The sequence below is a fragment of the Acinetobacter sp. TUM15071 genome (genome assembly GCF_008980925.1).
Taxonomy (GTDB): domain Bacteria; phylum Pseudomonadota; class Gammaproteobacteria; order Pseudomonadales; family Moraxellaceae; genus Acinetobacter; species Acinetobacter dispersus.
This window is the reverse complement of sequence record NZ_BKGB01000024.1, coordinates 15,170-38,310: the sequence shown is the minus strand read 5'-3', so window position 1 is coordinate 38,310 and position 23,141 is coordinate 15,170. Positions and strand designations below refer to the sequence as shown.

The 23,141-nt window shown below is 41.7% G+C and carries 23 protein-coding genes; 15 read left to right on the top strand and 8 right to left on the bottom strand.

Annotated elements, in window-relative coordinates; genetic code table 11:
- Window positions 1-13: 13 nt before the first annotated feature.
- The 5 genes from GBI66_RS17750 (at window position 14) to GBI66_RS17730 (ending at window position 5,363) form a co-directional block, all read left to right on the top strand.
- Complete coding sequence (locus GBI66_RS17750) at window positions 14-1,114, top strand: polysaccharide biosynthesis/export family protein (protein ID WP_151716996.1); 1,101 nt, start codon at window positions 14-16, stop codon at window positions 1,112-1,114.
- A gap of 5 nt (window positions 1,115-1,119) precedes the next feature.
- Window positions 1,120-1,548 (top strand): low molecular weight protein-tyrosine-phosphatase, encoded by a 429-nt coding sequence (locus GBI66_RS17745; protein WP_151716995.1) that lies wholly within the window; start codon window positions 1,120-1,122, stop codon window positions 1,546-1,548.
- Window positions 1,549-1,565: 17 nt separating this feature from the next.
- Window positions 1,566-3,749, top strand: coding sequence for a polysaccharide biosynthesis tyrosine autokinase (locus GBI66_RS17740; protein ID WP_151716994.1), 2,184 nt, complete (start codon window positions 1,566-1,568; stop codon window positions 3,747-3,749).
- Window positions 3,750-3,925: 176 nt separating this feature from the next.
- On the top strand, window positions 3,926-4,633 hold the full coding sequence (locus tag GBI66_RS17735; protein ID WP_151716993.1) for an FKBP-type peptidyl-prolyl cis-trans isomerase: 708 nt from the start codon (window positions 3,926-3,928) through the stop codon (window positions 4,631-4,633).
- 46 nt (window positions 4,634-4,679) lie between these two features.
- Window positions 4,680-5,363, top strand: a complete 684-nt coding sequence (locus GBI66_RS17730) for an FKBP-type peptidyl-prolyl cis-trans isomerase (protein WP_151716992.1) — start codon at window positions 4,680-4,682, stop codon at window positions 5,361-5,363.
- Window positions 5,364-5,409: 46 nt separating this feature from the next.
- On the opposite strand, the gene murJ is transcribed toward GBI66_RS17730, so the two are convergent.
- Complete coding sequence (gene murJ / locus GBI66_RS17725) at window positions 5,410-6,960, bottom strand: murein biosynthesis integral membrane protein MurJ (protein WP_171494337.1); 1,551 nt, start codon at window positions 6,958-6,960, stop codon at window positions 5,410-5,412.
- Window positions 6,961-7,022: 62 nt separating this feature from the next.
- On the bottom strand, window positions 7,023-7,616 hold the full coding sequence (gene ampD, locus GBI66_RS17720) for a 1,6-anhydro-N-acetylmuramyl-L-alanine amidase AmpD (RefSeq protein WP_151717011.1): 594 nt from the start codon (window positions 7,614-7,616) through the stop codon (window positions 7,023-7,025).
- 145 nt (window positions 7,617-7,761) lie between these two features.
- Here ampD and nadC point away from each other — a divergent pair, with 145 nt between their 5' ends.
- Complete coding sequence (gene nadC, locus GBI66_RS17715) at window positions 7,762-8,607, top strand: carboxylating nicotinate-nucleotide diphosphorylase (RefSeq protein WP_151716990.1); 846 nt, start codon at window positions 7,762-7,764, stop codon at window positions 8,605-8,607.
- Here the strand turns inward: nadC and GBI66_RS17710 are convergent.
- Entirely contained in the window at window positions 8,604-8,789 is a 186-nt protein-coding gene (locus GBI66_RS17710; RefSeq protein WP_151717010.1) for a hypothetical protein, read from the bottom strand. The two genes, nadC and GBI66_RS17710, sit on opposite strands and share 4 nt — an antisense overlap.
- A gap of 197 nt (window positions 8,790-8,986) precedes the next feature.
- Between GBI66_RS17710 and GBI66_RS17705 the strand changes: the two genes are divergently transcribed.
- Entirely contained in the window at window positions 8,987-9,226 is a 240-nt protein-coding gene (locus GBI66_RS17705) for a hypothetical protein (RefSeq protein WP_151716989.1), read from the top strand.
- A gap of 64 nt (window positions 9,227-9,290) precedes the next feature.
- On the opposite strand, the gene GBI66_RS17700 is transcribed toward GBI66_RS17705, so the two are convergent.
- From GBI66_RS17700 to GBI66_RS17685, 4 genes are all read right to left on the bottom strand, one after another.
- Window positions 9,291-11,471: a phosphocholine-specific phospholipase C gene (locus tag GBI66_RS17700; protein ID WP_151716988.1), complete on the bottom strand. Its 2,181-nt coding sequence runs from the start codon at window positions 11,469-11,471 to the stop codon at window positions 9,291-9,293.
- Between the two features lie 311 nt (window positions 11,472-11,782).
- The gene (gene rph / locus GBI66_RS17695) at window positions 11,783-12,499 is read right to left on the bottom strand and encodes a ribonuclease PH (RefSeq protein ID WP_004801766.1); all 717 of its coding nucleotides are present in this window, start codon (window positions 12,497-12,499) and stop codon (window positions 11,783-11,785) included.
- 108 nt (window positions 12,500-12,607) lie between these two features.
- Window positions 12,608-13,750, bottom strand: a complete 1,143-nt coding sequence (locus GBI66_RS17690; protein WP_171494339.1) for an acyl-CoA desaturase — start codon at window positions 13,748-13,750, stop codon at window positions 12,608-12,610.
- A gap of 33 nt (window positions 13,751-13,783) precedes the next feature.
- A complete protein-coding gene (locus tag GBI66_RS17685; protein ID WP_151716986.1) occupies window positions 13,784-14,809 on the bottom strand; it encodes a flavin reductase family protein in 1,026 nt (341 codons plus the stop codon).
- A 312-nt stretch (window positions 14,810-15,121) separates the two neighbouring features.
- Here GBI66_RS17685 and GBI66_RS17680 point away from each other — a divergent pair, with 312 nt between their 5' ends.
- Both GBI66_RS17680 and GBI66_RS17675 read left to right on the top strand, forming a co-directional pair.
- Window positions 15,122-15,772 (top strand): TetR family transcriptional regulator, encoded by a 651-nt coding sequence (locus GBI66_RS17680; protein ID WP_004801762.1) that lies wholly within the window; start codon window positions 15,122-15,124, stop codon window positions 15,770-15,772.
- A 107-nt stretch (window positions 15,773-15,879) separates the two neighbouring features.
- Window positions 15,880-16,515: a TetR/AcrR family transcriptional regulator gene (locus tag GBI66_RS17675; protein ID WP_004801761.1), complete on the top strand. Its 636-nt coding sequence runs from the start codon at window positions 15,880-15,882 to the stop codon at window positions 16,513-16,515.
- A gap of 53 nt (window positions 16,516-16,568) precedes the next feature.
- On the opposite strand, the gene GBI66_RS17670 is transcribed toward GBI66_RS17675, so the two are convergent.
- On the bottom strand, window positions 16,569-17,189 hold the full coding sequence (locus GBI66_RS17670) for a thiol:disulfide interchange protein DsbA/DsbL (protein ID WP_005209785.1): 621 nt from the start codon (window positions 17,187-17,189) through the stop codon (window positions 16,569-16,571).
- A gap of 421 nt (window positions 17,190-17,610) precedes the next feature.
- Here GBI66_RS17670 and ubiG point away from each other — a divergent pair, with 421 nt between their 5' ends.
- From ubiG to GBI66_RS17640, 6 genes are all read left to right on the top strand, one after another.
- On the top strand, window positions 17,611-18,327 hold the full coding sequence (gene ubiG / locus GBI66_RS17665) for a bifunctional 2-polyprenyl-6-hydroxyphenol methylase/3-demethylubiquinol 3-O-methyltransferase UbiG (protein WP_004801759.1): 717 nt from the start codon (window positions 17,611-17,613) through the stop codon (window positions 18,325-18,327).
- The gene (locus GBI66_RS17660; RefSeq protein ID WP_004801757.1) at window positions 18,324-19,022 is read left to right on the top strand and encodes an HAD family hydrolase; all 699 of its coding nucleotides are present in this window, start codon (window positions 18,324-18,326) and stop codon (window positions 19,020-19,022) included. The genes ubiG and GBI66_RS17660 overlap by 4 nt, the downstream gene beginning before the upstream one ends.
- A 30-nt stretch (window positions 19,023-19,052) precedes the next feature.
- Entirely contained in the window at window positions 19,053-19,799 is a 747-nt protein-coding gene (locus GBI66_RS17655; protein ID WP_004656765.1) for a YciK family oxidoreductase, read from the top strand.
- A 180-nt stretch (window positions 19,800-19,979) separates the two neighbouring features.
- Complete coding sequence (locus GBI66_RS17650; RefSeq protein ID WP_005186388.1) at window positions 19,980-20,363, top strand: RcnB family protein; 384 nt, start codon at window positions 19,980-19,982, stop codon at window positions 20,361-20,363.
- A 112-nt stretch (window positions 20,364-20,475) separates the two neighbouring features.
- Window positions 20,476-21,828: an amino-acid N-acetyltransferase gene (gene argA, locus GBI66_RS17645; RefSeq protein WP_005209772.1), complete on the top strand. Its 1,353-nt coding sequence runs from the start codon at window positions 20,476-20,478 to the stop codon at window positions 21,826-21,828.
- A gap of 319 nt (window positions 21,829-22,147) precedes the next feature.
- On the top strand, window positions 22,148-23,140 hold the full coding sequence (locus GBI66_RS17640; protein ID WP_151716985.1) for a sulfonate ABC transporter substrate-binding protein: 993 nt from the start codon (window positions 22,148-22,150) through the stop codon (window positions 23,138-23,140).
- Window position 23,141: the final 1 nt, after the last annotated feature.

Sequence of the window (23,141 nt, the reverse complement as noted above, 5' to 3'; positions counted from 1 at the left end):
TCAAGGGTCGAGTGTGAAGCATTATCAACTTTTTTCCATTATTGCGATTAGTCTTAGTGCTACAGCTTGTGCTGTTACTTCTGGCTTACAAACATACGATATTCCGAGTGAAGGCGTTTACACCACAGACCAAGGAACTGATGTTAATGTTATAAAAATTACGCAGGAAAATTTACCCGCGATTCAGCCCGCTCAAATCGATTATCGAAATAATTACACCGCACTTTTTAAACAACAGCAACAAGCCTACCGTCTGAGCTCTGGGGATGTGCTCTCTATTCAACTTTGGGCGTATCCCGAAATTACTCCGCCAGTCAACAACCTCACCAATGACCAATCAATTCAAGCCAATGGCTATCCAATTGATTATAATGGTTTTGTTCAAGTTCCTTTGGTTGGCCGCTATAAAGCTGCAGGCAAAACACTCGCACAACTCAACACTGACCTACGTAGTCAATTTGCGCGTTATCTAAAAAACCCTGATGTGATTGTGCGAGTACTGTCTTATCAAGGTCAACGCTATTCGGTTCAAGGTAGTGTCATTAAGGGCGGTCAATTCTTTCTGAATGACCAACCAATTAGTATCTATACAGCTCTAGGAATGGCTGGAGGTATCACAGATAAAGGTGATAATACCTTTATCCAACTCATTCGCAATGGTATTACTTATGACCTTAATACCATTGCACTAGAAAAATCTGGCTATTCACTACATAAACTATTGGTACAACCCAATGATACGATTTATGTCAGTTCAAGAGAAAATCAAAAAATTTATGTGATGGGGGAGTCTGGTAAAAACCAAGCCTTGCCAATGCGCGACCAAGGCATGACCTTAAGTGATGCTTTAGGTGAAAGTTTAGGTCTCAACCCACTTTCGGCCAGTGCTAGTCGTATTTATGTACTCCGCACCAACCCGAATGATCGTCACACTGAACTCTATCATTTGAATTTAGTAAGTTTGGGTGATTTTGGTCTCGCCAATCAGTTTAGACTACGTAGTAATGATATTGTCTATGTGGATGCCACTGGTCTGACGCGCTGGCAACGTGTTGTCAACCAGATTATCCCATTCTCAAGCGCCTTATATAATATAGATCGTTTGGGACAATAATTAATATGGAGATTAAAAGCATTTTGGTTGTTTGTGTAGGCAATATTTGCCGTAGCCCGATGGCCGAGTATATGCTTAAACAGCAACATCCTAACCTGCAGATTGAATCTGCAGGTATTTCCGGATTGATTGGGCATCCAGCCGATGGCAAAGCCCAATTATGTATGCAACGTTTAAATATTGATATGGGTGCACATATCGCCAAAAAGCTGAATGCAGAGCAGCTAAAACAGGCAGATCTGATTTTAGTGATGAGCCATAATCAGCAAAAGCATATCGAGCAAATGTGGCCGTTTGCGAAAGGGAAAGTGTTTCGCTTGGGACACTGGCAAAATAAAAATGTACCTGACCCGTATCAACACGATCAAGCATTTTTTGATAATACCTGTCAGTTGATTCAGCAGTGCGTTACGGACTGGAAAAATTATATTTAACTTTTTAGATTAAGATTATGAGCCAAAATACCAATACTGAAGATACAATTGACCTGAAAGAGCTATTCTTTGCTCTGATCGCACAATGGAAGCTCATTGCACTGTGTATTATTCTAAGCTTGGTGCTTGCTTTGCTTTACTTACGTGCAACACCAGATACCTATTCAGTCGATGCCTTAGTCCAAGTAGAAGACAGTAAAGGTGCATCTGCAGCTTTACTGGGTGATCTCTCACAAATGATTGAGCAAAAATCTCCTGCTCAATCTGAAATCGAAATTCTAAAGTCACGTCTGGTACTGGGTTCGGTCATAGAAGCCCTCCATCTTAATCTTGATATTTCAAGTCCAGAAGATACTTTTTCGCATCGTTTATTTAACAAATCCGATTATGCGACTGAATATGGCCCCAAAGCAGTTACTTTTCATGATGAACAGAAATCCTTTGATATCCGTCAATTTGAAGTGCCCAACTACTATTTGGATAAAAAACTGAACTTAAGTTTTAAAGGTCAAAATTTTAGTTTAACCGATCCTAAAACTGATGAAGTCATCTTAACTGCACCACTCAATCAACTCAATCAACTTAGTACCAGCTATGGTGTTTGGAAGATTGCAATCTTTAGCAAAGATACTTTTGATACACATTATTTTATACAAAAGAGTTCACTACCCGCCGCCACGCAAGCGATTAATGCCAACTATTCTGTAGCAGAAAAAGGTAAACTCACTGGAATTTTAGGCTTAAATTATCAAGGTCAGGACAAAGAGCACATTACCAAAGTACTAAATGCGATTTTAGCCGCTTATAGTGCACAAAATGTCGAGCGTCGCTCTGCTGAAACCGCACAAACCTTAAAATTCCTGGATGAACAATTACCGGATCTGAAAAAACAACTGGATGATGCAGAACGGGTATTTAACAAATTCCGTCAACAATATAATACCGTTGATGTCACCAAAGAATCGGAACTGTATTTAACCCAAAGTATTACCCTTGAAACCAAAAAGATTGAATTACAACAACAACAAGCCGATCTTGCAGCCAAGTATACGGCTCAACATCCCGCTATACGTGAAATCAATGCGCAGATCTCTGCAATTGATAAACAAATTGCTGAATTAAATAGTACATTGAAACGTTTACCAGATATTCAGCGTCAATACCTACAACTGTATCGTGAAGTTGAAGTTAAAACCCAACTTTATACGGCATTACTCAACTCATATCAGCAATTACGTATTGCTAAAGCGGGTGAAATTGGTAATGTACGGATCGTGGATACTGCAGTAGAGCCTGTAGAACCGATTAAACCTAAAAAGCTACAGATCCTGATACTCTCAATCTTCCTCGGTGCTTTCTTAGGAACCTTAATTGCTCTATTGCGTAATATGTTACGTACAGGTGTGAAAGATTCAGCACAAATTGAAAACGAGTTCGATTTACCCGTGTATGCGACTGTACCGCGTTCCCCTGTTCAAGAAACCCGTATGAGTATCTTGAAGAAAAAGAAATCGATCCCTCTTTTAGCAGTCAAGCATAATGACGATATTGCAGTAGAAAGCTTACGTAGTATCCGAACCGCAATTCACTTTGCTTTAGCGAATGCTAAAAACAATATCATCATGATTGCTGGGCCATCACCCGAAGTCGGAAAATCTTTTATTTCCACCAACTTGGCTACCATTTTTGCTCAAAGTAATAAAAAGGTATTGCTAATTGATGCCGATATGCGCCGTGGCTATATGCATAAATACTTTAATCTTGATGTTAAACCAGGTTTAGCTGAATATTTAAGTAATTTGGCTGACTTAAGCCAAGTGATCCGTCAAACCGATGTAGCTGGACTTAGTGTGATTGCACGTGGTAAAAATCCAACCAATCCATCTGAGATGCTTAGTTCAGAACAGTTTAAAGCCTTGATGGAGCAGTTGAGCCAGCAATATGACCATATCATTATTGATACCCCACCGATTTTGGCTGTGACCGATGGTATTATTATTTCGCAATATGCGGGTGTGAATTTATTAGTTGCGCGTTATGCTAAATCACAAATGAAAGAGCTTGAACTGAGTTTGAATCGTTTCGAACAAGCCAATGTAAAAGTCAATGGCTTTATCTTGAACGATATCCAACGCTCAAGTGCGGGTTATGGTTATGGATATAACTATTCATATGCTTATAAAGCGAATAAAGATGACTAAGCAACCTTTAAATTGATTCTTAAAAAACCAGATCAGATGATCTGGTTTTTTATGCTTAAACACATAAATCTTATAAAAAACTCACGCATTTTTGCGGTTTATTATTCAATGCTTAAGCTCAAGCATGCTAAGATCAATGGCATATTTTTTATTAAAATCTCGCTTTGGGACATCTCATGAGTAAAGCTTTACCTTTCGTTGTAGCGGCTGTTTTAGGCGGTGCAGCGCTCGTTCCTATTTACTACGCTACCAAAAACCCAACAACTGAGCTTGGTGCCAAAGCTGACAAAAATGCAGCGCCTGTTGCAAAAATCAGTTATGCATTAGGTTATGAAGTGGCAAAACAAACACCACCAGAATTAGAAACCAGTGCATTTATTACTGGTTTCCGTGATGCTCATGCGCAAAAACCTGCTGCCTATACGGAAGAAGAGTTACAAGCCGCTTATGTTGAGTTCCAAAAAGAGCAACAACAAAAACAAATCGCTGAAACCAAAAAAACTGAAGCAACCAACAACAGCTTTTTAGCAGAAAACGCGAAAAAAGAAGGTGTGAAAACCACAGCTTCAGGCTTGCAATATAAGATCACCAAAGAAGGCACGGGTAAGCAGCCCGTCGCAACATCTGTTGTGAAAGTTCATTACAAAGGCCAACTTGCTGATGGTAAAGTGTTTGACAGTTCGTATGACCGCGGAGAGCCAATTGAGTTCCCACTGAATCAAGTGATTCCTGGTTGGACTGAAGGCTTACAGCTTATGAAAGAAGGCGGAAAAGCGACTTTTTATATTCCAGCAAACTTAGGTTATGGTGAACAAGGTGTACCTGGTTCGATCCCACCAAATAGCACATTAATTTTTGACGTAGAATTAATCGCTGTAAAATAATGATCTAAGGAGAGCCTGTGCTCTCCTTTATTTTTTGGAAGAAATAATGAAAAGATTAGGTCTCATTTTAATTGCTTCAACCATCGGAACGGTTCAAGCAGCTCCCATTTCCACAAAAAGTCCACAAAAAGATCAACTCGGATATAGCTACGGTTATCTGATGGGTAGAGGGAATGCCGAAACACTAAAAGATTTAAATATCGAGACCTTTGTACAGGGTTTACAAGAAGCGGTGCAAGGTAAAGCTGCATCATTGACCGATGAAGAAATGGCGACTGTACTTAATCAATATAAAAAGCGCCTAGAAGCCAAACAACTGGTCGAGTTTCAAGAACAAGCACAAAAAAATGATCAAGCAGGCAAAGCCTTTTTAGCTGAAAATGCGAAGAAAGCTGATATCGTTACTACGAAGTCAGGCCTACAATACCAAGTGCTAGAACAAGGTAAAGGCAAGTCTCCGAAAGCAAGCTCTACAGTTAAAGTCAATTATGAAGGTCGTCTGCTTGATGGCACCGTATTTGATAGTTCAATTGCACGTAACCATCCGCTTGAATTTAAACTGAGTCAAGTGATTGCGGGTTGGACTGAAGGGGTTCAAACCATGAAAGAAGGTGGTAAATCACGTTTCTTTATTCCAGCAAATCTTGCCTATGGTGATGTCGGTTCGGGCGATGCAATAGGACCAAACAGTACTTTAATTTTCGATATTGAATTACTTGAAGTGAAATAATAAAAACCCTCCAGTTGGAGGGTTTAATTTTTTAATTGAATCTAATTTAAGCCTTCAAATGTCTTGGGCGGAAGCCCATAACCAACAATCCCACCACATAAGCCACCACACCAAGTACACATAAACCCGTCACTTCAGCAATACGTAGCCATTGTGAAATATCTCCTTGGTACCAGGTTAAGCCATACCAAAGTGCTGCAATCATGGTGATATTGGCAACCGCATATTGCAATGCCAGTTTTTTCCAATGTGCGCCAAAACGATAGATATTACGTTTATGCAAATAGAAATACAGCATACCTGCATTGACTAAAGCTGAACCCGAAGATGCTAATGCGAGTGCCATATGCTCTGCATGCCAATCGATTAACTTAAAGAAACCAATAAAGACTACATTTAGAATCGCATTGGCTGCGACGGCCATTAAACCAACACGAACAGGTGTTTTGGTATCTTGTTGTGCATAGAAGCCTGGTGCAAATACTTTAATCAACATAAATGAGATGACCCCTGCACTCATACATTGCAGGGCCAATGCTGTCATTCGTGTATCTTCCACGGTAAATTCACCACGTTGGAACAGCGCTTGAATAATCGGTGTGGACAACATAAATAACGCAATACTTGCAGGAATACCGACCAGCATAATAATCTTGGCAGCCCAATCAATCATGCCTCTAAATTTAGCTTGATCTTGCTCTGCATGACGTGCAGAAAGCGAAGGTAAAATCACCGTACCAATCGCCACACCAATCAATCCCAATGGCAACTCAGTCATTCGCTCGGCACTGTATAGCCATGATACTGAGCCATCTTGCATAAATGATGCCCAGATTGTATTGAGCAATAAGTTAATTTGCGTCACTGATACGCCAAACAAAGCGGGCAGCATCAGTTTTAAAATACGATCCACCCCTTCATGTTTGAAGTCTACTTTAGGTGGAATCAGTAAGTTCTTTTTCCACAATTCAGGAATCTGAATCGCCAGTTGTAAAACACCCGCGGCGACCACAGCCCAACCCAAAGCCATAATTGGCTCCGCCATATACGGCGTCAGCCACCATGCCCCTGCAATCATTGCCACATTGAGCAATACTGGAGAAAAAGCAGGTGAAGCAAATGAACCATAGCTGTTTAAGATACTGCTGGCAAAAGCCGTCAACGACATAAACATCAGATATGGAATAGTTAGGCGGAACATATCCACGGCGAGATCGAATTTCTCTGGGTCGTTATGGAAACCAGGTGCATACAAATAAATAATTGCAGGTGCAGCCACCATCGCCACAAAGGTCAATAACGACATGGCCGTAAGCAGACAGCCAAACACTCGACTAATGAGAATCTGGACTTCGGCATGCGCACGGCTGGTTTTATATTCTGTTAAAACAGGAATAAAGGCCTGAGAAAAAGCCCCTTCCGCAAATAAGCGCCTGAAAAAATTGGGAATACGAAAGGCAACGACAAAGGTATCGAAGTCCTTACCCGCACCAAACACATTGAGTAGCACCACATCACGTACCAAACCCAACACCCGGGATAACATCGTCATTGCACTGACAATTACAGTCGATCGCCACAATGCCATCGCATTCACCTACGGCTTATATTTTAAAAAGCGTTATTGTAATGAAAGTCCGAATAGATTTCGTTGTGAAATTATAAATCCAACGATGTTTTTTGGGCGAATTTTTGCTGGGACAATAGGTTCCGAAACAATTGCCAATCAAAATATAAGCCAGGATCGGTTTTCCGTTTTGGCGCAATGTCAGAATGGCCTGCAATATGATTTTGAATTTTTGGATATGCTTGGCGTAAAGTATTCACAACCTCAACCAATGCTTGATATTGCTCAGGTTCGAAAGGTAGATCATCACTTCCCTCAAGCTCGATTCCTATCGAATAATCATTACATTCCTTCAAAGCCAAATAGCTAGAACGACCTGCGTGCCACGAACGGTCATTAAAATTCACAAACTGAATCACTTCGCCTGTACGTAAAATCAATAGATGCGCTGAAACTTTCATCCCTTCAATGGTTTGGAAATAAGGATGTACAGACCAATCCAGCTGATTCTGAAAGAATTGTTGGATATAGCCACCACCAAACTGTGAAGGTGGCAAACTGATATTGTGGATAACGATCAGTTGAATATCGGTTCCGGCAGGCCGTGCATTAAAATTAGGCGAGGCAATCTGGGTCGCCCCCACCAATACACCCTCTTGTACTTGAGCAAATCTAGCGTGTTGCATTGTGACTCGAATCAGCAATTTAATCTGTATAGGCGCCATTCTGCCATGCTTTCTCCAGAATAATCGAGATGAAATACTTATTTTTTACAGGGAGGGTGTTAATATATGACACACGTTTTTTAGTCAAACATACACTGGAACTGGTATGAGTATTCCTCAATCTTTGCTTGAACAATCTATTCAAATCAATATTCAACAAGCATTACAAGAAGATATTGGGGACGGCGATATTACCGCCATGCTTACACCAGTCGATGAGCAAGCCACTGCGACCATCATTAGCCGTGAAGAGATGGTCTTGGCTGGTCAGCCTTGGGTGAATGCCTTGATTCAAGCCTATGACAACAGCGTGCAAGTGACCTGGTTAAAGCAAGAAGGTGACGTTGTTGCGGCAAATGAAGCGTTCCTAAAACTCGCTGGTTCAGCGCGCAGCTTACTCACAGTAGAACGTCCAGCTTTAAACTTTATCCAAACCATGTCTGCGGTTGCGACTAAAACTGCAAATTACGTTAAACAGCTCGATGGTTTACATACCAAACTGCTGGATACCCGTAAAACCTTGCCAGGCCTGCGTATTGCACAAAAATATGCGGTAGCCATCGGTGGCGGACAAAATCACCGCTTAGGTTTATTTGATGCATTCCTGATTAAAGAAAATCATATTATGGCTGCGGGCGGCATTGCCCAAGCCATCACCAAAGCCCACGAAATCGCACCGGGCAAACCGGTCGAAGTCGAAGTGGAAACTTGGGAGGAGTTAAATCAGGCCCTGGAAGCAGGGGCTGATATCGTAATGCTGGATAACTTTAGCCAGCAACAGATGATTGATGCAGTCAAACATGTGGCAGGTCGTTGTAAATTAGAAGCCTCTGGTAATATCACCATTGAGAATTTACGTGAAGTGGCAAGCACTGGTGTGGACTATATTTCCATGGGCGTATTGACCAAAGACGTACGCGCAGTTGATTTATCCATGCGTTTTAACGCTTAAGCCTGATCAAGATCTTTTTCTTGTTTCAAAGGCTTTTGTTCTACTAAAACCTCTGTTTTATTCAATTGTGTCGTTTCAACTTGCCACGCTGATTTGGCTTCGGTCGAATCAGTTGGACGGGGGTCAGCCGCCATTAATACAAATGTTACTGCTGTGAGTAAGACCAAAAATACTTGTAGCATCATTATTTCCCCTTAAACTTGTTTCTTTCAATTTGGCTCAATTTATCAAATTAAAATGAGTCAAATCAGTGGGCTGTGTTATAGGCATGTAAATGCTCAGTGAGCTATTTGTTGACGATGATGTGTTTGTGTCTACTTTCATTTCGATCTATGTAAGCTTAAAATGCTAAGCAGCTCAATTTATTAAAATAATAAGTATGGATACCGTATTCGAAGCCATATTTCATATGCTGTTTAAGCTGTTCCGTTTTCTAATCATTGACCTGATTTTTGAGATTATTTTTGAAGGTGTAATTCGTAGCCTTGGCTATGGCGTTGTACGTTGCTATCGGCTTGGACAACGAGTAGATTTTGACAGTACCGAAGTATTTGTCGTCGGTTTGATCACGCTGCTCACATTGATATTTCTGTGTATCTACTGGTTTCTACTACGATAATCTTCAACCTATAAAAAGCAGCCTAAGATTTACTTAGACTGCTTTAGGCTCATATCAAACAACCTTAATTTCCTGAAAAGCCCATATACGGATCAGAAATTGAGTCTTCATTGATTTCAATACGTCCAGCAAAGCGACGGTTATAGCTCGGATCATTTTCAATGGTGACGGTAAAATCGTACCAACCACCAAACTCAGTCATGTCCCAACTCAGTTCTTTTTCAGTCGCAGCCGTTTCAATTTTCCAACTCTTATTTGGTAAATAGGCATTGGCTTTGACCACCAGTTTTGCTGTTTGTGTAGCGTCATTGCGGACTTTTAAGAAAATCTTTGCATCACACTCCTCCATACAAACACGAACTTCTGGAAGTGATTGAATTTGTGCGGTTTGAGTTAGATTACCCGAAAAGCTGCGATGGAAACCATTTGGCCCCAATACCCACAAATCATATTGATTTTCCTTAGTCTGCCAAACATCATCCAGTTGCTTACCTGCTTCCACCATATAACGGCGTGGAACTGCTTCTAAATTCAATTTGTCATAGACATGAAATACGGCCGCGTGTGTGCCCGTATTTGAGAACATCAATTTCACGGTTTTAGCCACAGCATCGACTTTTGCACTGCTATGCAAGACATAAGGCAGTGCACGCGATGGACGAATCCCCATCTCCTGAACTGGATCGGTCTGACTGAGCGGACGGCTGACCTGAGATAAACGTTCCTGTGCTTTACGAATCGCATCAGCTTCTGCTTTGCTCTTCTTACCGGATAAATCTGGCACAGGCAGTAAGTTTGGCGTTTTAAAATTAAATGCCGAGGTCAAGTCACCACACACTGCACGACGATATGGACTGATATTCGGCTCTTTCACATCAAAACATTGCTCCAAGAATCGAATCACGGAAGAGTGATCAAACACTTGGGAATTGACCCAACCACCACGACTCCATGGTGAAATGATATACATCGGCACACGGATGCCTGGCCCATAGACCCCAACGCCATTACTCACTTTAGGGTCAGTGAAATTTGGCTGTCCATTCGACGCTTTAGCATGCGTTGCATACTCATAGGACATTTGTTCTTTGCTGAGCGTCGATTTGCCATATACCGTGCCTGATGTATCCATTGAAGGTGCACTTGGTGAAGGCACATGGTCAAAGAAACCATCATTTTCGTCAAAATTGATCAAGAAAACGGTTTGGCTCCACAGCTCAGGACGCTCAGTCAGCGCATTGAGAACTTCTTGGATATACCATGCTCCCTGCACTGGGCTTGATGGCCCTGGATGTTCACTATAGGTTGCGGGTGCAACCAACCAACTGACTTGCGGTAATTGCCCTTTAGCAATGTCTTCTTTAAATGTCCCTAAGAAACCACCATCGGGCATGGTATTGGCAATGCCTTTATACAAAGGTTGACTGGCATCAATTGCTGGATCATAGGCTGGGCAAATGGTGCTGTTATTGACTGGTTTGCCTGATAACTCATTGGCACGACGATACTTTTTAAATCCTGCTAATGGATTATCTGTAAAGTTATCAGGCATGTTTTGATAAACTTTCCAGCTTACACCAGCTTGCTGTAACCGCTCAGGATAGGTGGTCCAATCATAACCTGTGGTCGATGGACCAATGGCGTCTAGATCATTGACTACACTAGCAACATTGGCACCTGTTGGACCATTGGTGCCCGTCCAGATAAACATACGGTTTGAGTTGGTTCCCGTATGCATCGCGCAGTGGTAAGCATCACACAGGGTAAAGGCGTTGGCTAAAGCAAACTGGAATTCAACTTCTTGTTGCTTGTAATAGCCCATCGATTGCGGTTGCTTGTATTGTACCCAACTGCCCATACGACCATGATCCCAAGCATATTGTCCATCGGTCCATGAGTGCGGTGTACCGCTGACACGCTGTGCATTGCCGCGGCTGCTGTCTAAGTGATATGGATAGACCTTATTCTTGTTGGCATCATACTGTTCCCAGACTTTACGACCTTGGCTTAAAGGAATGGTAAAGCGGTCACCAAAACCTCGCACACCTTTTAGCGTGCCAAAATAATTATCAAAAGAACGATTTTCTTGGGTCAAAATCACCACATGTTTAACGTCTTTGATGGTGCCTGTTTCTACCTTGGCATCAATCGCAAGTGCCTTTTGAATACTCATTGGGAAACTGGTGAGAGCTGCTGTTCCAAACAAGGCTTTGGTTGAGTTTAATAAAAAATCACGACGATTCATTGATTTATTTCCTTATTGTTATTGTTTATGGCGCGCAGTGAATTTTGCATGTGGATGTTGGCGGCTTTGGATTTGGCGTTGGGTTATTATTATCGCCATCGCTGTCGTTACAGGCACTGAGTAACAAGCAACTGCTGCTGAGCAACGCTAAAAGGAAATTTCGCATTTGACTATCCGTTAAATATCAGTGCAGATAGTCAATACAATCTAAATGACAATTCGATGATGATTTGATCGCAATTCGATGACAAAAAATGGATAAAAAAAAGGCGGTCTAAAAAAACCAGACCGCCCGCACTATCAACTGGAGCTTACCAACCGAGTGCCTGCTGTTGCTTCTGAATCAATTCCGCGATTCCTTTTTCTGCAAGCTCTAACATGGCATTGCACTGCTGGCGCGTAAACGGTTTGTCTTCTGCCGTTCCTTGAATTTCAATAAATTCGCCAGCCTGTGTCATCACCACGTTTAAATCGGTTTGGCAATTTGAATCTTCTTCGTAGCATAAATCGAGTAAAACTTCGTCTTGATACATCCCGACAGAAATTGCTGCGACTAAGCTTTTTAATGGATCCTGCTTAATTTTCTTGTTGCTGAGCAATACGTTCATCGCATCAACCAAAGCCACTGCTGCGCCTGTAATTGCTGCTGTACGTGTTCCGCCATCCGCTTGAATCACATCACAGTCAATCGTAATGGTGTTCTCACCTAATTTCTTCAAATCCACCATGGCACGTAAGCTACGACCAATTAAACGTTGGATTTCTTGCGTACGACCTGTTTGCTTACCGCGTGCCGCTTCACGATCACTGCGAGTATGCGTTGAGCGCGGTAACATGCCATATTCAGCCGTCACCCAACCTTGTCCCTGACCTTTCAAGAAACGAGGTACTGAGTTCTCAATGCTTGCGGTACACAACACTTTAGTATGACCAAACTCAACCAAAACTGAGCCTTCTGCGTAACGAGTAAAGTTACGGGTAATTTTGACCTCACGTAATTGGTCTAATGTTCTTTGGTCAATACGCATAACGATTCCTTAAAACTATGGCACAAATATCATTGCGCCATAGTATATCTCAATTACACGTGCTTCCAGTTTTACTTATTCGTTACAATTCACAGAATTAGTCATCGCTTAAGCAAACTTAAACTTCGATTTGAAATTCGTCCAAGTTTGAGCCACTTGTGCAGCCATATCATTCGGCAAAGAACATCTTGCTAAACGAACCCAAACCGTCCAGAACTGCTTCATAAAGTTAGCTTCGTTGTAGTTCACGCCATATTCAGCACATAAAGCTCTGATTTGTGGTGCAACTTGCTCATAACGATTGGCAGGCATATCTGGGAATAAATGATGCTCAATTTGATGGCTCAAATTACCACTCATAAAGTGCATCCATTTACCGCCGGTAAAGTTACTCGAACCACGGATCTGACGCAGATACCACTGCGCTTTGGTCTCATTCTCAGTATTATCTGCTTCAAAGGTTTCCGCATCTTCAGTAAAGTGACCATTAAAAATCACGGCTGATGACCATAAATTACGTATGATGTTTGCAACTGCATTTCCAGCCAATACTGGAATAAAATTAATCGTTGCAATTGCAGGGAAAAACACATAGTCCTTTAATACCTGACGCGTCGCTTTTTTACGGAAATCAGATGCATCCGCCCAAACCTGTTTCCAAGTTTTGGTTTTATAGACCAATGCATCTTCCAAATGCAGGTTTTGTACCCCGACATACCATTGGAAAAAGAACATCAACTGTAAGGCCAACGGAATATTGGCTAAATGACGCACTTCCCATTTTTGATCTTCTGTTACTCGTAAAATGCCATAACCGACATCATGGTCTTTACCGACAATATTGGTATAAGTGTGATGCATATAATTATGGGTATAGCGCCAGTCATTGCCTGAACAGGTATTGTCCCAATCGTAGTCTTCGCCACGCAAGCTTGGGTCATTCACCCAATCAAACTGACCGTGCATCACATTATGTCCAAGCTCCATGTTCTCTACGATTTTAGACACACCCAGCATGGCTGTCCCCAGCAACCATACGGGTGGGATCCAGCCACCGAACATCAACATGCCGCGTGATGCGATTTCGGTATAACGTACAAAATTACGTACTTTATAGATATATTTTGAATCCTGCTCACCGAGATTTTGCATCACATCTAGACGTATTTGCTCGACACGGCGACCAAACTCTTCAACTTGTTCAGGGGTTAAATGCGCTGACTTTGATACGGTTTTAAATTCTAATGCCATATTCATTGTACTAATCCTCAAATATCTTTGTTTTTATAGGTCAATCGTGAGTGGGCTTAAGGCCTGGCTCACACATAACTTGATAGGACGATTCGGTTGATCATCAATTTCGCCTGTGATCACGTTCTGCGTCACACCACTGACTTTGGTACAGCTACAGCGGTTACAGACACCCATACGACAACCATGTTGTGGACGTAAACCTGCTTGTTCTGCACTACTTAATAGATTGGTCGTTGCAATAAAATTCTGTTGCGCACGACGGAAACTAATCGGTTGAGCTGTACTTGAATGCTCAATCTGGATCGGTTGGAAAAACTCTTGATGAAAGTTTCCAGCCGCATCCTGTTGCGTATAAATGTCTTGCGCTTGGCGCATCATGCTGTGGTGACCACAGGCATAAGCTTGCATCTCTTTAAAATTTGGGACTAATTTCTCTAACAATGCTGCATCTAAATGCTGTTTTTGCTCTGCGGTATTAAAGAAATGATAGTGCAACTGTGGATATTGCTCAGCCAAAGCCAAGATGTCCTGATGCAACACTTCTGCACGGTTAAAATAAACCACATGAATCTGTTCAAGCTGCTGTTGTAGTGCTTGTTGCAATAAAGAATAAATCGCAGTAATCCCTGAACCTGAAGCAATCAGTAATGCAGGTTGCTGACCTTGATGTAAGACGAAGTCACCTTGTGCCTGTGAGATCTCGAAACGATCGCCTACACGCAATTGTTGTGCTGCTTTCGAGACCACACCTTGGACTTTAATCCCAAGACGAATTTCGCCCTGTGGCGTGACATCAATAATTGAGTAACTACGTTGTTGATATACCCCATTGATCATCAAGGTAATCAAAACACTATGACCTGCTTGGACTTGGCTAAAATCAAAATTATGATTTGGCTTTATCGTCAATAACACCATATCCGAGCTGAGTGGCTGTACGGCGGTCACTTCTGCAAGAATGCGTTTCCAAGCAAAGGTTGGCTTTATTTTTTGCAAAATAAAATCAACGAAATCTTCTCGAATCCAATGTGGCTGATAACTTAACTCTGCGTTCATACGTTCCTCGTTTTGTATCTGGCTATTTATTTTGAGTGAACAAATGTTCGTGTAGTGAACATATGTACACTATATTTATTTGTGTTCACTGAGTCAACACTTGTTCACTAATTTTTTGAATATTTTTTATACTTTTTAATAAGCCATTTAAAATAAGGAAAAAATTTAAAATTTGCGCAGGCTTTGAACTCATATCTAGCAAGCGTTGATCAGTGAAAGATCAAAAACATTGGCATTTAGCAATGGACAAGGACTAAAAAGTTTCTGTTTTTTTTGCTAGACTCTGCTGTACGGTTTCAACGAGTCTTATTCATGTCGATTAGAGATGAACGAAAACAACAGAGTCGGCAGGCTCTACTAGATGCGGCACTTCATCTCAGCACTGCTGGGCGCTCATTTAGTAGTATTAGTTTGCGTGAAGTTGCTCGCGAGGTTGGTTTAGTTCCAACAGCGTTTTATCGTCATTTCCAAGATATGGACACACTGGGCCAAGAACTGGTTGATCAAGTCTCTTTACATCTAAAAAGCTTGATCCATCAATTAGGGCAAAGTTATTTGAAACACAGTGGCAGTGCCAAAACCCGTACCAGTATTGAACTTTTTGTACAGGCCGTGAATCATAGCCCACAACAATGGCAGTTTATGATTGCAGAACGTTGGGGTGGCTCAGAAACAGTCCGCATTGCGATCGCACGAGAAATTGAGTTTCTAATTGAAGACCTCGCCATTGATCTGTGCAAACTCGAAACCTTCAAACACATTAAAGAAGCCAAAGACTTGCAAGTCTTATCTACGATTTTGATTAATATGTCGTTTACATGGGCAATGACGTGGATCAATTTACCCAAACAATTCACGATTGATCATCTGCTCGAACAACAAAACTTATTTATCGACAATGCAGCGACTCAAGTCCGTTTACTCTTCAGTGGCATTTCTAACTGGGAACCACAAAACGCTTGACCTGATCCAAACCAAAGTTTGATATATAAAAGCATTGCTTAGCGTTATGATGCATTAGACACTAATGCAAACGCAGTCCAGAACACTATGAGGAGCTTATAAGCATCATGAATCCTGATCGTCATACTCAGTTCTTAATTCGTAAAGAAAAAATTTTGCAGGTTGCGGAAAAGCTATTATTAGAAAACAACCAAGAAATGACCTTAGATGAACTGGTTGCGGAACTGGATATTGCCAAAGGTACGCTATACAAACATTTCCGTAGCAAGAATGAACTGTTGCTGGAACTGATTATTCAAAATGAAAAAGAAATCTTAAAAATTTCAGATAAATACAATACCGATGTCAAAGAATACGCACCGCGTTATATGCTTTATCACTTAACTTCACCTAGTCGTACCATTCTGCTGCATCAGCTAGAAGAACATCTGACGATGACTGAGTCGAAGTTAAAACATTTGTTTGATGAACTGTACGCGATTCGTCAGCAGCGTATTGTTTCATTGAAAGATATGACTGAAAAATATTTAAAATCACAGAATTACGATATGTCGATTCGTGATTACCTGTCTTATATCTGGTCTTTGACCTACGGTGCAGCATTATTATTAAACTCAAGCTATTACCAACGCTCGATTGGTTCGCGTGAGAAGTTGATTAATCTCTATGTCAATCAGGCTTTGTCTCTACCAACACAGAAAGTTCAGATTGATTTAAAAGATCTACAGATTGACCAAAATTAAATAAAAAAAAAGGACTGTCACTACAGTCCTTTTTTATTGCAGATCGACGTAAATTATTTTTCTTTACGCTCTTTTTCTAGCAAGTAATCAACCACTTGAGTCACTTTACCATCTTCACCTTGAACCACATATTTACCATTCACGACCACGGCAGGAACACCCGTCAACTGGTATTGCTGCGCCAATTTATTCGACTCAGCAATTTTTGCCGTAATTGGGAATGAGTTAAACATGCTGTTAAATTTCTGCTCAGGTACGCCATAACGCGCAAAGAATTTTGCTTGAGAGGCTTGGTCAAAGATTTGCTGACCACCTTCATGAATGGCATGGAATAGCGGAATATGAGTTTTCTTACGCACACCGAGTGCTTCTGAAACGTAATAACCACGCGCACCTTGTTCCCATACTTTATTCATTGCCGCAGGCGTACGCAGGAAATAGACATCTTTTGGAATTTGTTTTAACCACGTTTGCATATGTGGCTCAAGCTTGAAACAGTGCGGGCAACCGTACCAGAAGAACTCACGCACTTCGAGTTGACCAGCAGGAGCTGATGTCTTACCCGGATTGGCAATCACGGTATAGTCTTTACCCGCCACAAAATCTGCTGCCATCGCATTCATTGAGAATGCCAACGCAACTGCACTCAAACCACCTAATACTAACTTTTTCATTGGCTTTGCTTTTCCTCTAAGCATTTTTCGTAAGTTTATATGCTAAATATAAAACAAACACGAGCAATTCGTTTTGCTTCTGTGAAGTTTTTTATTGGATTTATCGCTTTTTTTGCCAGAATCGCTACACTAGGCTAAATTCAGACTCAAAACATTCTCTGAAACTAGATACTCGACAACGTCATCTGCAACCTGCGGGCTATCTACAATATATTGTTTTTGCAATAGATTGGATAAATGCAAGAAGTGAACAGGTTTTGCAGATGACAATGGTTTTGCCTACTTTTCCCGAAAGAAAAGTAGGTCGAACCGAAGGTCTATCCTGAAGAGAGATGAGAACTCAGCAAGACACTGCTGAGTTTAATATTCTAAGGATTCGATCAACAAAACATCTCCATAAAATATTGATAGAGGTACTTCCATGTCGCAATTGAATGTTGACCCACAAGAAATCGCAAAATTTGAAGCATTGGCTGCCAAATGGTGGGATCAACATTCTGAATTCCGCCCGCTGCATCAAATCAATCCTTTACGTTTAAACTGGGTGGATGAGCGTGTCGGTGGTTTGGCTGGCAAAAAAGTACTGGATGTCGGCTGTGGTGGTGGCATCTTGGCTGAAAGCATGGCACGTCGCGGAGCAGATGTCCTTGGCATCGATATGGGCGAAGCACCCCTTGCTGTAGGTCGTTTACATGCACAACAAGACAATGTACAAAACATTGAATATCGTCAAATCCCCGTTGAACAATTGGCACTCGAGCAAGCAGGTCAATACGATGTAGTGACCTGTATGGAAATGATGGAACACGTGCCTGATCCTGCTTCAATCGTGAAAGCCTGCCAAACCTTGGTGAAACCAGGCGGTCATGTGTTCTTCTCGACCATTAACCGTAATCCTAAATCGTATTTATTTGCGATTATTGGCGCGGAATATGTGCTGCGTTTATTGCCGAAAGGCACGCATGATTATCATAAATTCATCCGTCCTTCAGAAATGGCGCATGATATTCGCAATGCAGGTTTAACGCTGAAAGAAATGACAGGCTTGCACTACAACCCAATTACCAAACACTATTGGTTAGCACCCAATGTTGACGTGAATTACATGGTGCATACCACCAATACAGGTGCTGAATGAAAGCGGTTTTATTTGATCTAGATGGCACATTAATTGACACTGCCGCAGACTTCATTCGCATCATTCAACAAATGTGTCGTGATGAACAACGCCCAGTAGTTGATGCGGATACCATTCGTACTCAAGTATCGGAAGGTGCGCGTGCCATGGTGAAGTTGGTTTATCCTGAATTAGAGGTCACAGACCCTGTATTTCTAGCGCATCGCCAACGCTTTTTAGATGTATATGGTGACAATATTGTGGTCGATACCGACCTGTTTGTCGGCATGTACCCATTACTTGAAGAACTGGAAGCACATCAAATTCCGTGGGGCATTGTCACCAACAAACCTCGTGGTCTAAGTGAGTCTCTATTGGCAAAATTGGATCTGACTGAACGTTGTGCAGTCTTGGTTTGCCCAGAAGATGTCAGCAAAACCAAACCTGATCCAGAACCGATGTATTTGGCTGCAAAGCAACTCGAGCTTGATGCGAAAGAGATTATCTATGTCGGTGATCATCCACGCGATATTGACGCAGGTCGTCATGCCGATATGTATACCATTTTGGCTGCTTACGGTTATTTGCCAGTCGAATCACGCGATGATCTTGCAGCTTGGCAAGCCGATGCCATTATTCAAACCATTCCTGAACTGCATCAGCTGATCAAACAGAAAATCACTGTATTGTCAGAAAATCAGGGTATGATGAATTAAATTTTTAAGATAAGAATAGGAGGCATAACAATGAAATACTCAGAATATCAACCTCGTCCAGATTTATTGAAAGATCGTATTATCCTGATCACAGGCGCTGGTGATGGGATTGGTCGTGCTGCTGCGATGAGTTATGCCCTGCACGGTGCAACCGTTGTATTACATGGTCGCACCTTGAATAAACTTGAAGTCATTTATGATGAAATTGAAGGCTTAGGCGCACCACAACCTGCAATTTTGCCACTACAACTGTCGACCGCATCAACACATGATTACGAGCTGCTTGTCAGTACGCTGGAGCAACAGTTTGGTCGTTTGGATGGTATCTTGCATAACGCAGGCATGTTGGGTGATCGGGTTGAACTGGCACATTATCCTGTCGATGTTTGGGATGATGTACTCGCAGTAAATTTGCGTGCACCGTTTGCCCTCACTCAAGCCTTGTTGCCTTTGCTAGAGAAATCTGAACATGCCTCAGTGGTATTTACCAGTTCAAGCGTAGGCCGTGAAGCACGTGCGCTTTGGGGTGCCTATTCAGTGTCTAAAGTTGCAACTGAGGCCATGAGCAAAATCTTTGCGGCAGAAAATACCTATCCAAACATTCGTTTTAACTGTATCAATCCAGGGGGTACTCGTACAGCGATGCGTGCCAAAGCCTATCCAGAGGAAGATCCAAAAGTACTTCCAACACCTGACAGCATTATGCCTGCCTATCTTTATCTGATGGGTGATGACAGTTTAGATATGAATGGTCAAAGTATTGATGCTCAAGCTTAATTCAACCCTTACAATAATTCTAAATAACATTGAACACTGACCTTAAAGCTGATTTTTTGAGAGAAATGTGTGGTGGATCTTCATTTTTTTAATGGAAAAATGAATCGATCTTCACAGTTTCTCTGCATTTTTAAGGTACAGTTTTCACATGAGAGACATCCGAAGTCAATAAGGTGCATCATGAAAAAATTTTTCATTATCTTGGTTTTAGGTTCGACAGTCCTGTTTAGTAGTATGGGGAGTTTTGCGGGCCCGCATGATCGTGACGATGATTCGCGCGGTGGCGGCTGGCAAGGTGGTCGTAACTTTGATCGCCCAGATGGTGAGAATCGTCAACGCGAACGTCGTATGCGTGAAGAACGTGGTGTAGAGCGCCTAAAACAACATCGTTGGCAGGAAGGCTACGTCATGCCACAACATTATCGTGGTAACGGCTATAAAGTCGACTATAAAGACAGTAATCTGCCTCGCCCAGGTCGTAACGAACAGTGGTACAAAATCAATAATGACTACATTTTAGTCAACTCAGATGACAACAGTATTATCCGAATCATGGGCTTCTAAGCCCTTTTTCATGGTTCGTCAGAATTAAAGTTGAATAGATGCTTTAGGAATAGATTTATCTTTTGATTTTTTTCGTTAGAATCAGAGCAAGTGCTGCATATCTGAGATCAACATGGCGAAGCAAATGACTGAAAATTCACATAGTACAACAAAAGATTATGTGCATTGGTTTCGCCACTCCGCACCTTATATCAATGCTCACCGTGATAAAACTTTCGTTTTGATGTTCTCTGGTGAAGCAGTCCAACACGAAAATTTTCAACATATTATCCACGATATTGCCCTATTACATTCTTTAGGGATTCGTTTAATTTTGGTCTACGGCGCACGTCCGCAAATTAATCAAAATCTACTCGAACGCAATATCGAAACACCCTTCCATCAAAGCCGTCGCATTACTACACGTGAATCCTTACGTGGTGTCATGAATGCGGTGGGTTCTATTCGTCTCGAAATTGAGGCCCTTCTCTCCATGGGTTTGGCCAATTCACCAATGTATGGTGCTCGCATTGATGTCGTTTCTGGCAATTTTGTCACCGCCAAACCGTATGGGATTCGCGATGGCATCGACTTCCAACTGACAGGTGAAGTCCGCTCCATTGATACCGATGCTATTCAACGTCATTTAGACAATCACAATATCGTTTTGCTTGGACCAACAGGTTATTCAACCACAGGTGAAGTATTTAATTTACTGGCCGAAGACGTGGCCACTAAAACAGCGACGGCTTTAAAAGCAGATAAACTGATCTTCTTGGGCGAAAAACAAGGCTTGATGAATGAACAGCAACAGTTATTACGTGAATTAAGTCCACGTCAGCTTGAACCCTATATTCAACAAAACCAACAACAATATCCAGAATTTGCTTTACACCTCAAACAAGCGCAACAAGCCTCTTTATCTGGCGTACATCGCGTACATTTGATTTCATATGCTTATGACGGCGCATTGATTGAAGAACTATTCACTCGCGATGGTATTGGTACCTTGATCACCGATGCCCACTATGAAGAAGTGCGTATTGCCAATATTCACGATGTCGGTGGCTTGATTAATCTACTGCGTCCGCTCGAACAGGAAGGGATTCTGGTTTATCGCTCTCGCGAACGTCTTGAAAGTGAAATTGAACATTTTGCAGTGATTGAACGTGACGGTATGATTTTAGCTTGTGCAGCACTGTACCCAATTCCAGCTGGATCAGATGAAATTCGTTCTGCTGAAATTGCCTGCGTCGCAGTGGATTCAAGCTATCGAAAATCCAATCGTGGTAGCCAAATTTTGCAATTCTTGGAAAGCAGAGCCAAACAGCAAGGGATTCAGCGACTATTTGTGCTGACCACTAGAACTGCTCACTGGTTCCTAGAGCAAGGCTTTAGTCCTGCCAGCGTAGATGATTTACCCAATGCGCGCCAAGCACTGTATAACTATCAACGTAATTCTCTCGTCTTTAAAAAAGCATTGTAGTCATCGCAACGCAGACTGAAGGAGATATTTTTATTTTTGATAAAGATATCTCTACTTCATCATTATCTCTGCTTAAGTGAGTATGAAGAATAAATTCACCAACCGATAAAATAAAAAATAATCCAATTAAAAACAATATTTTATTCAAAAAAAGCTCTTCAACACTTATTCAATCCATAGATAAGATTATGCAATTTTCTATTTTGCACTTTTCAGCATAAGCAAAGCCCGATTACTTATTTTTTATGCAATAAAAAAAGTTTTAGTTTAGTTGCTCATCTTATTTAAATCTTTTGATTTGTCGGGGAGCACAACCAACATGACCATTTCAATCCATCGTTCATGGGCAACATATAGCATCATCGCAGCAAGTCTTGCCAGCCTGATGGGTGTTGCGGGTTGTGCAAAAAAACCAGAGCAGCAAGAGACAACAAAACAAGAAACCACAACATTAAATATCGGCTTTCAAAAGTATGGCATCCTGCCGATTCTCAAAGCAAAAGGTGAATTAGAAAAAAATCTTGCTGCTCAAGGTGTCAATGTTAAGTGGGTTGAATTCCCTGCAGGCCCACAACTGTTAGAGGGTTTAAATGTCGGCAGTGTGGTCTTTGGTGAGGCTGGAGAAGCACCACCAATTTTTGCTCAAGCAGCCAATCCCAACTTAGTGTATGTCGCCAACCAACCGCCTGCACCGACGGCAGAAGCGTTAATTGTACAAAAAGATTCACCGATTCAATCGATCCAAGATCTGAAAGGTAAACGTGTTGCGTTGAATAAAGGCTCAAATGTCCATTACCTCTTACTCAAACTATTAGAAGCAAACAATCTCAGCTTAAACGATATTCAACCTGTTTACCTGCCACCGTCAGATGCACGTGCGGCATTTGAAAAAGGTGCTGTAGATGCTTGGGTGATTTGGGATCCTTTCTTCGCCGCAGCTGAACACCAAATACATGCCCGTGTGATTGCCACTGGTGAACACTTAGTCAGTAATCATCAATTCTATTTGGCCGACCGCCAATTTGCTGAAAGCCACCCTCAGGTTTTAACGACCTTAGTCACCACACTCAATCAAACCACGGATTGGGTCAAAGCAAATCCAGATGATGCAGCAAAATTGCTGGAAAAGCCGACTGGGCTTGAGTTTGATGTCTTAAAAAGTTCCATTTCACGTATGGGCTTCGGGGTTCAACCGATCTCTGAAAAAGTCGCAAAAGAGCAGCAATATGTCGCTGATGCCTTCTTTGCACAGAAACTGATTCCGAAGCAGCTTGTGATCCAAGATGCCGTATTAAAGAACGACGTTAAATAAT

What these genes read in the sequence shown, in the direction of transcription:
- GBI66_RS17740 (WP_151716994.1), top strand. Translation starts at nt 1,566, where the DNA reads ATGAGCCAAAATACCAATACTGAAGATACAATTGACCTGAAAGAGCTA.
- GBI66_RS17710 (WP_151717010.1), bottom strand. Translation starts at nt 8,789, where the DNA reads ATGCTACAAGTATTTTTGGTCTTACTCACAGCAGTAACATTTGTATTA.
- GBI66_RS17685 (WP_151716986.1), bottom strand. Translation starts at nt 14,809, where the DNA reads ATGAACGCAGAGTTAAGTTATCAGCCACATTGGATTCGAGAAGATTTC.
- GBI66_RS17745 (WP_151716995.1), top strand. Translation starts at nt 1,120, where the DNA reads ATGGAGATTAAAAGCATTTTGGTTGTTTGTGTAGGCAATATTTGCCGT.
- GBI66_RS17690 (WP_171494339.1), bottom strand. Translation starts at nt 13,750, where the DNA reads ATGGCATTAGAATTTAAAACCGTATCAAAGTCAGCGCATTTAACCCCT.
- GBI66_RS17650 (WP_005186388.1), top strand. Translation starts at nt 19,980, where the DNA reads ATGAAAAAATTTTTCATTATCTTGGTTTTAGGTTCGACAGTCCTGTTT.
- GBI66_RS17700 (WP_151716988.1), bottom strand. Translation starts at nt 11,471, where the DNA reads ATGAATCGTCGTGATTTTTTATTAAACTCAACCAAAGCCTTGTTTGGA.
- GBI66_RS17640 (WP_151716985.1), top strand. Translation starts at nt 22,148, where the DNA reads ATGACCATTTCAATCCATCGTTCATGGGCAACATATAGCATCATCGCA.
- ampD (WP_151717011.1), bottom strand. Translation starts at nt 7,616, where the DNA reads ATGCAACACGCTAGATTTGCTCAAGTACAAGAGGGTGTATTGGTGGGG.
- GBI66_RS17675 (WP_004801761.1), top strand. Translation starts at nt 15,880, where the DNA reads ATGAATCCTGATCGTCATACTCAGTTCTTAATTCGTAAAGAAAAAATT.
- GBI66_RS17670 (WP_005209785.1), bottom strand. Translation starts at nt 17,189, where the DNA reads ATGAAAAAGTTAGTATTAGGTGGTTTGAGTGCAGTTGCGTTGGCATTC.
- GBI66_RS17660 (WP_004801757.1), top strand. Translation starts at nt 18,324, where the DNA reads ATGAAAGCGGTTTTATTTGATCTAGATGGCACATTAATTGACACTGCC.
- GBI66_RS17735 (WP_151716993.1), top strand. Translation starts at nt 3,926, where the DNA reads ATGAGTAAAGCTTTACCTTTCGTTGTAGCGGCTGTTTTAGGCGGTGCA.
- GBI66_RS17730 (WP_151716992.1), top strand. Translation starts at nt 4,680, where the DNA reads ATGAAAAGATTAGGTCTCATTTTAATTGCTTCAACCATCGGAACGGTT.
- GBI66_RS17680 (WP_004801762.1), top strand. Translation starts at nt 15,122, where the DNA reads ATGTCGATTAGAGATGAACGAAAACAACAGAGTCGGCAGGCTCTACTA.
- rph (WP_004801766.1), bottom strand. Translation starts at nt 12,499, where the DNA reads ATGCGTATTGACCAAAGAACATTAGACCAATTACGTGAGGTCAAAATT.
- ubiG (WP_004801759.1), top strand. Translation starts at nt 17,611, where the DNA reads ATGTCGCAATTGAATGTTGACCCACAAGAAATCGCAAAATTTGAAGCA.
- argA (WP_005209772.1), top strand. Translation starts at nt 20,476, where the DNA reads ATGGCGAAGCAAATGACTGAAAATTCACATAGTACAACAAAAGATTAT.
- GBI66_RS17705 (WP_151716989.1), top strand. Translation starts at nt 8,987, where the DNA reads ATGGATACCGTATTCGAAGCCATATTTCATATGCTGTTTAAGCTGTTC.
- nadC (WP_151716990.1), top strand. Translation starts at nt 7,762, where the DNA reads ATGAGTATTCCTCAATCTTTGCTTGAACAATCTATTCAAATCAATATT.
- GBI66_RS17655 (WP_004656765.1), top strand. Translation starts at nt 19,053, where the DNA reads ATGAAATACTCAGAATATCAACCTCGTCCAGATTTATTGAAAGATCGT.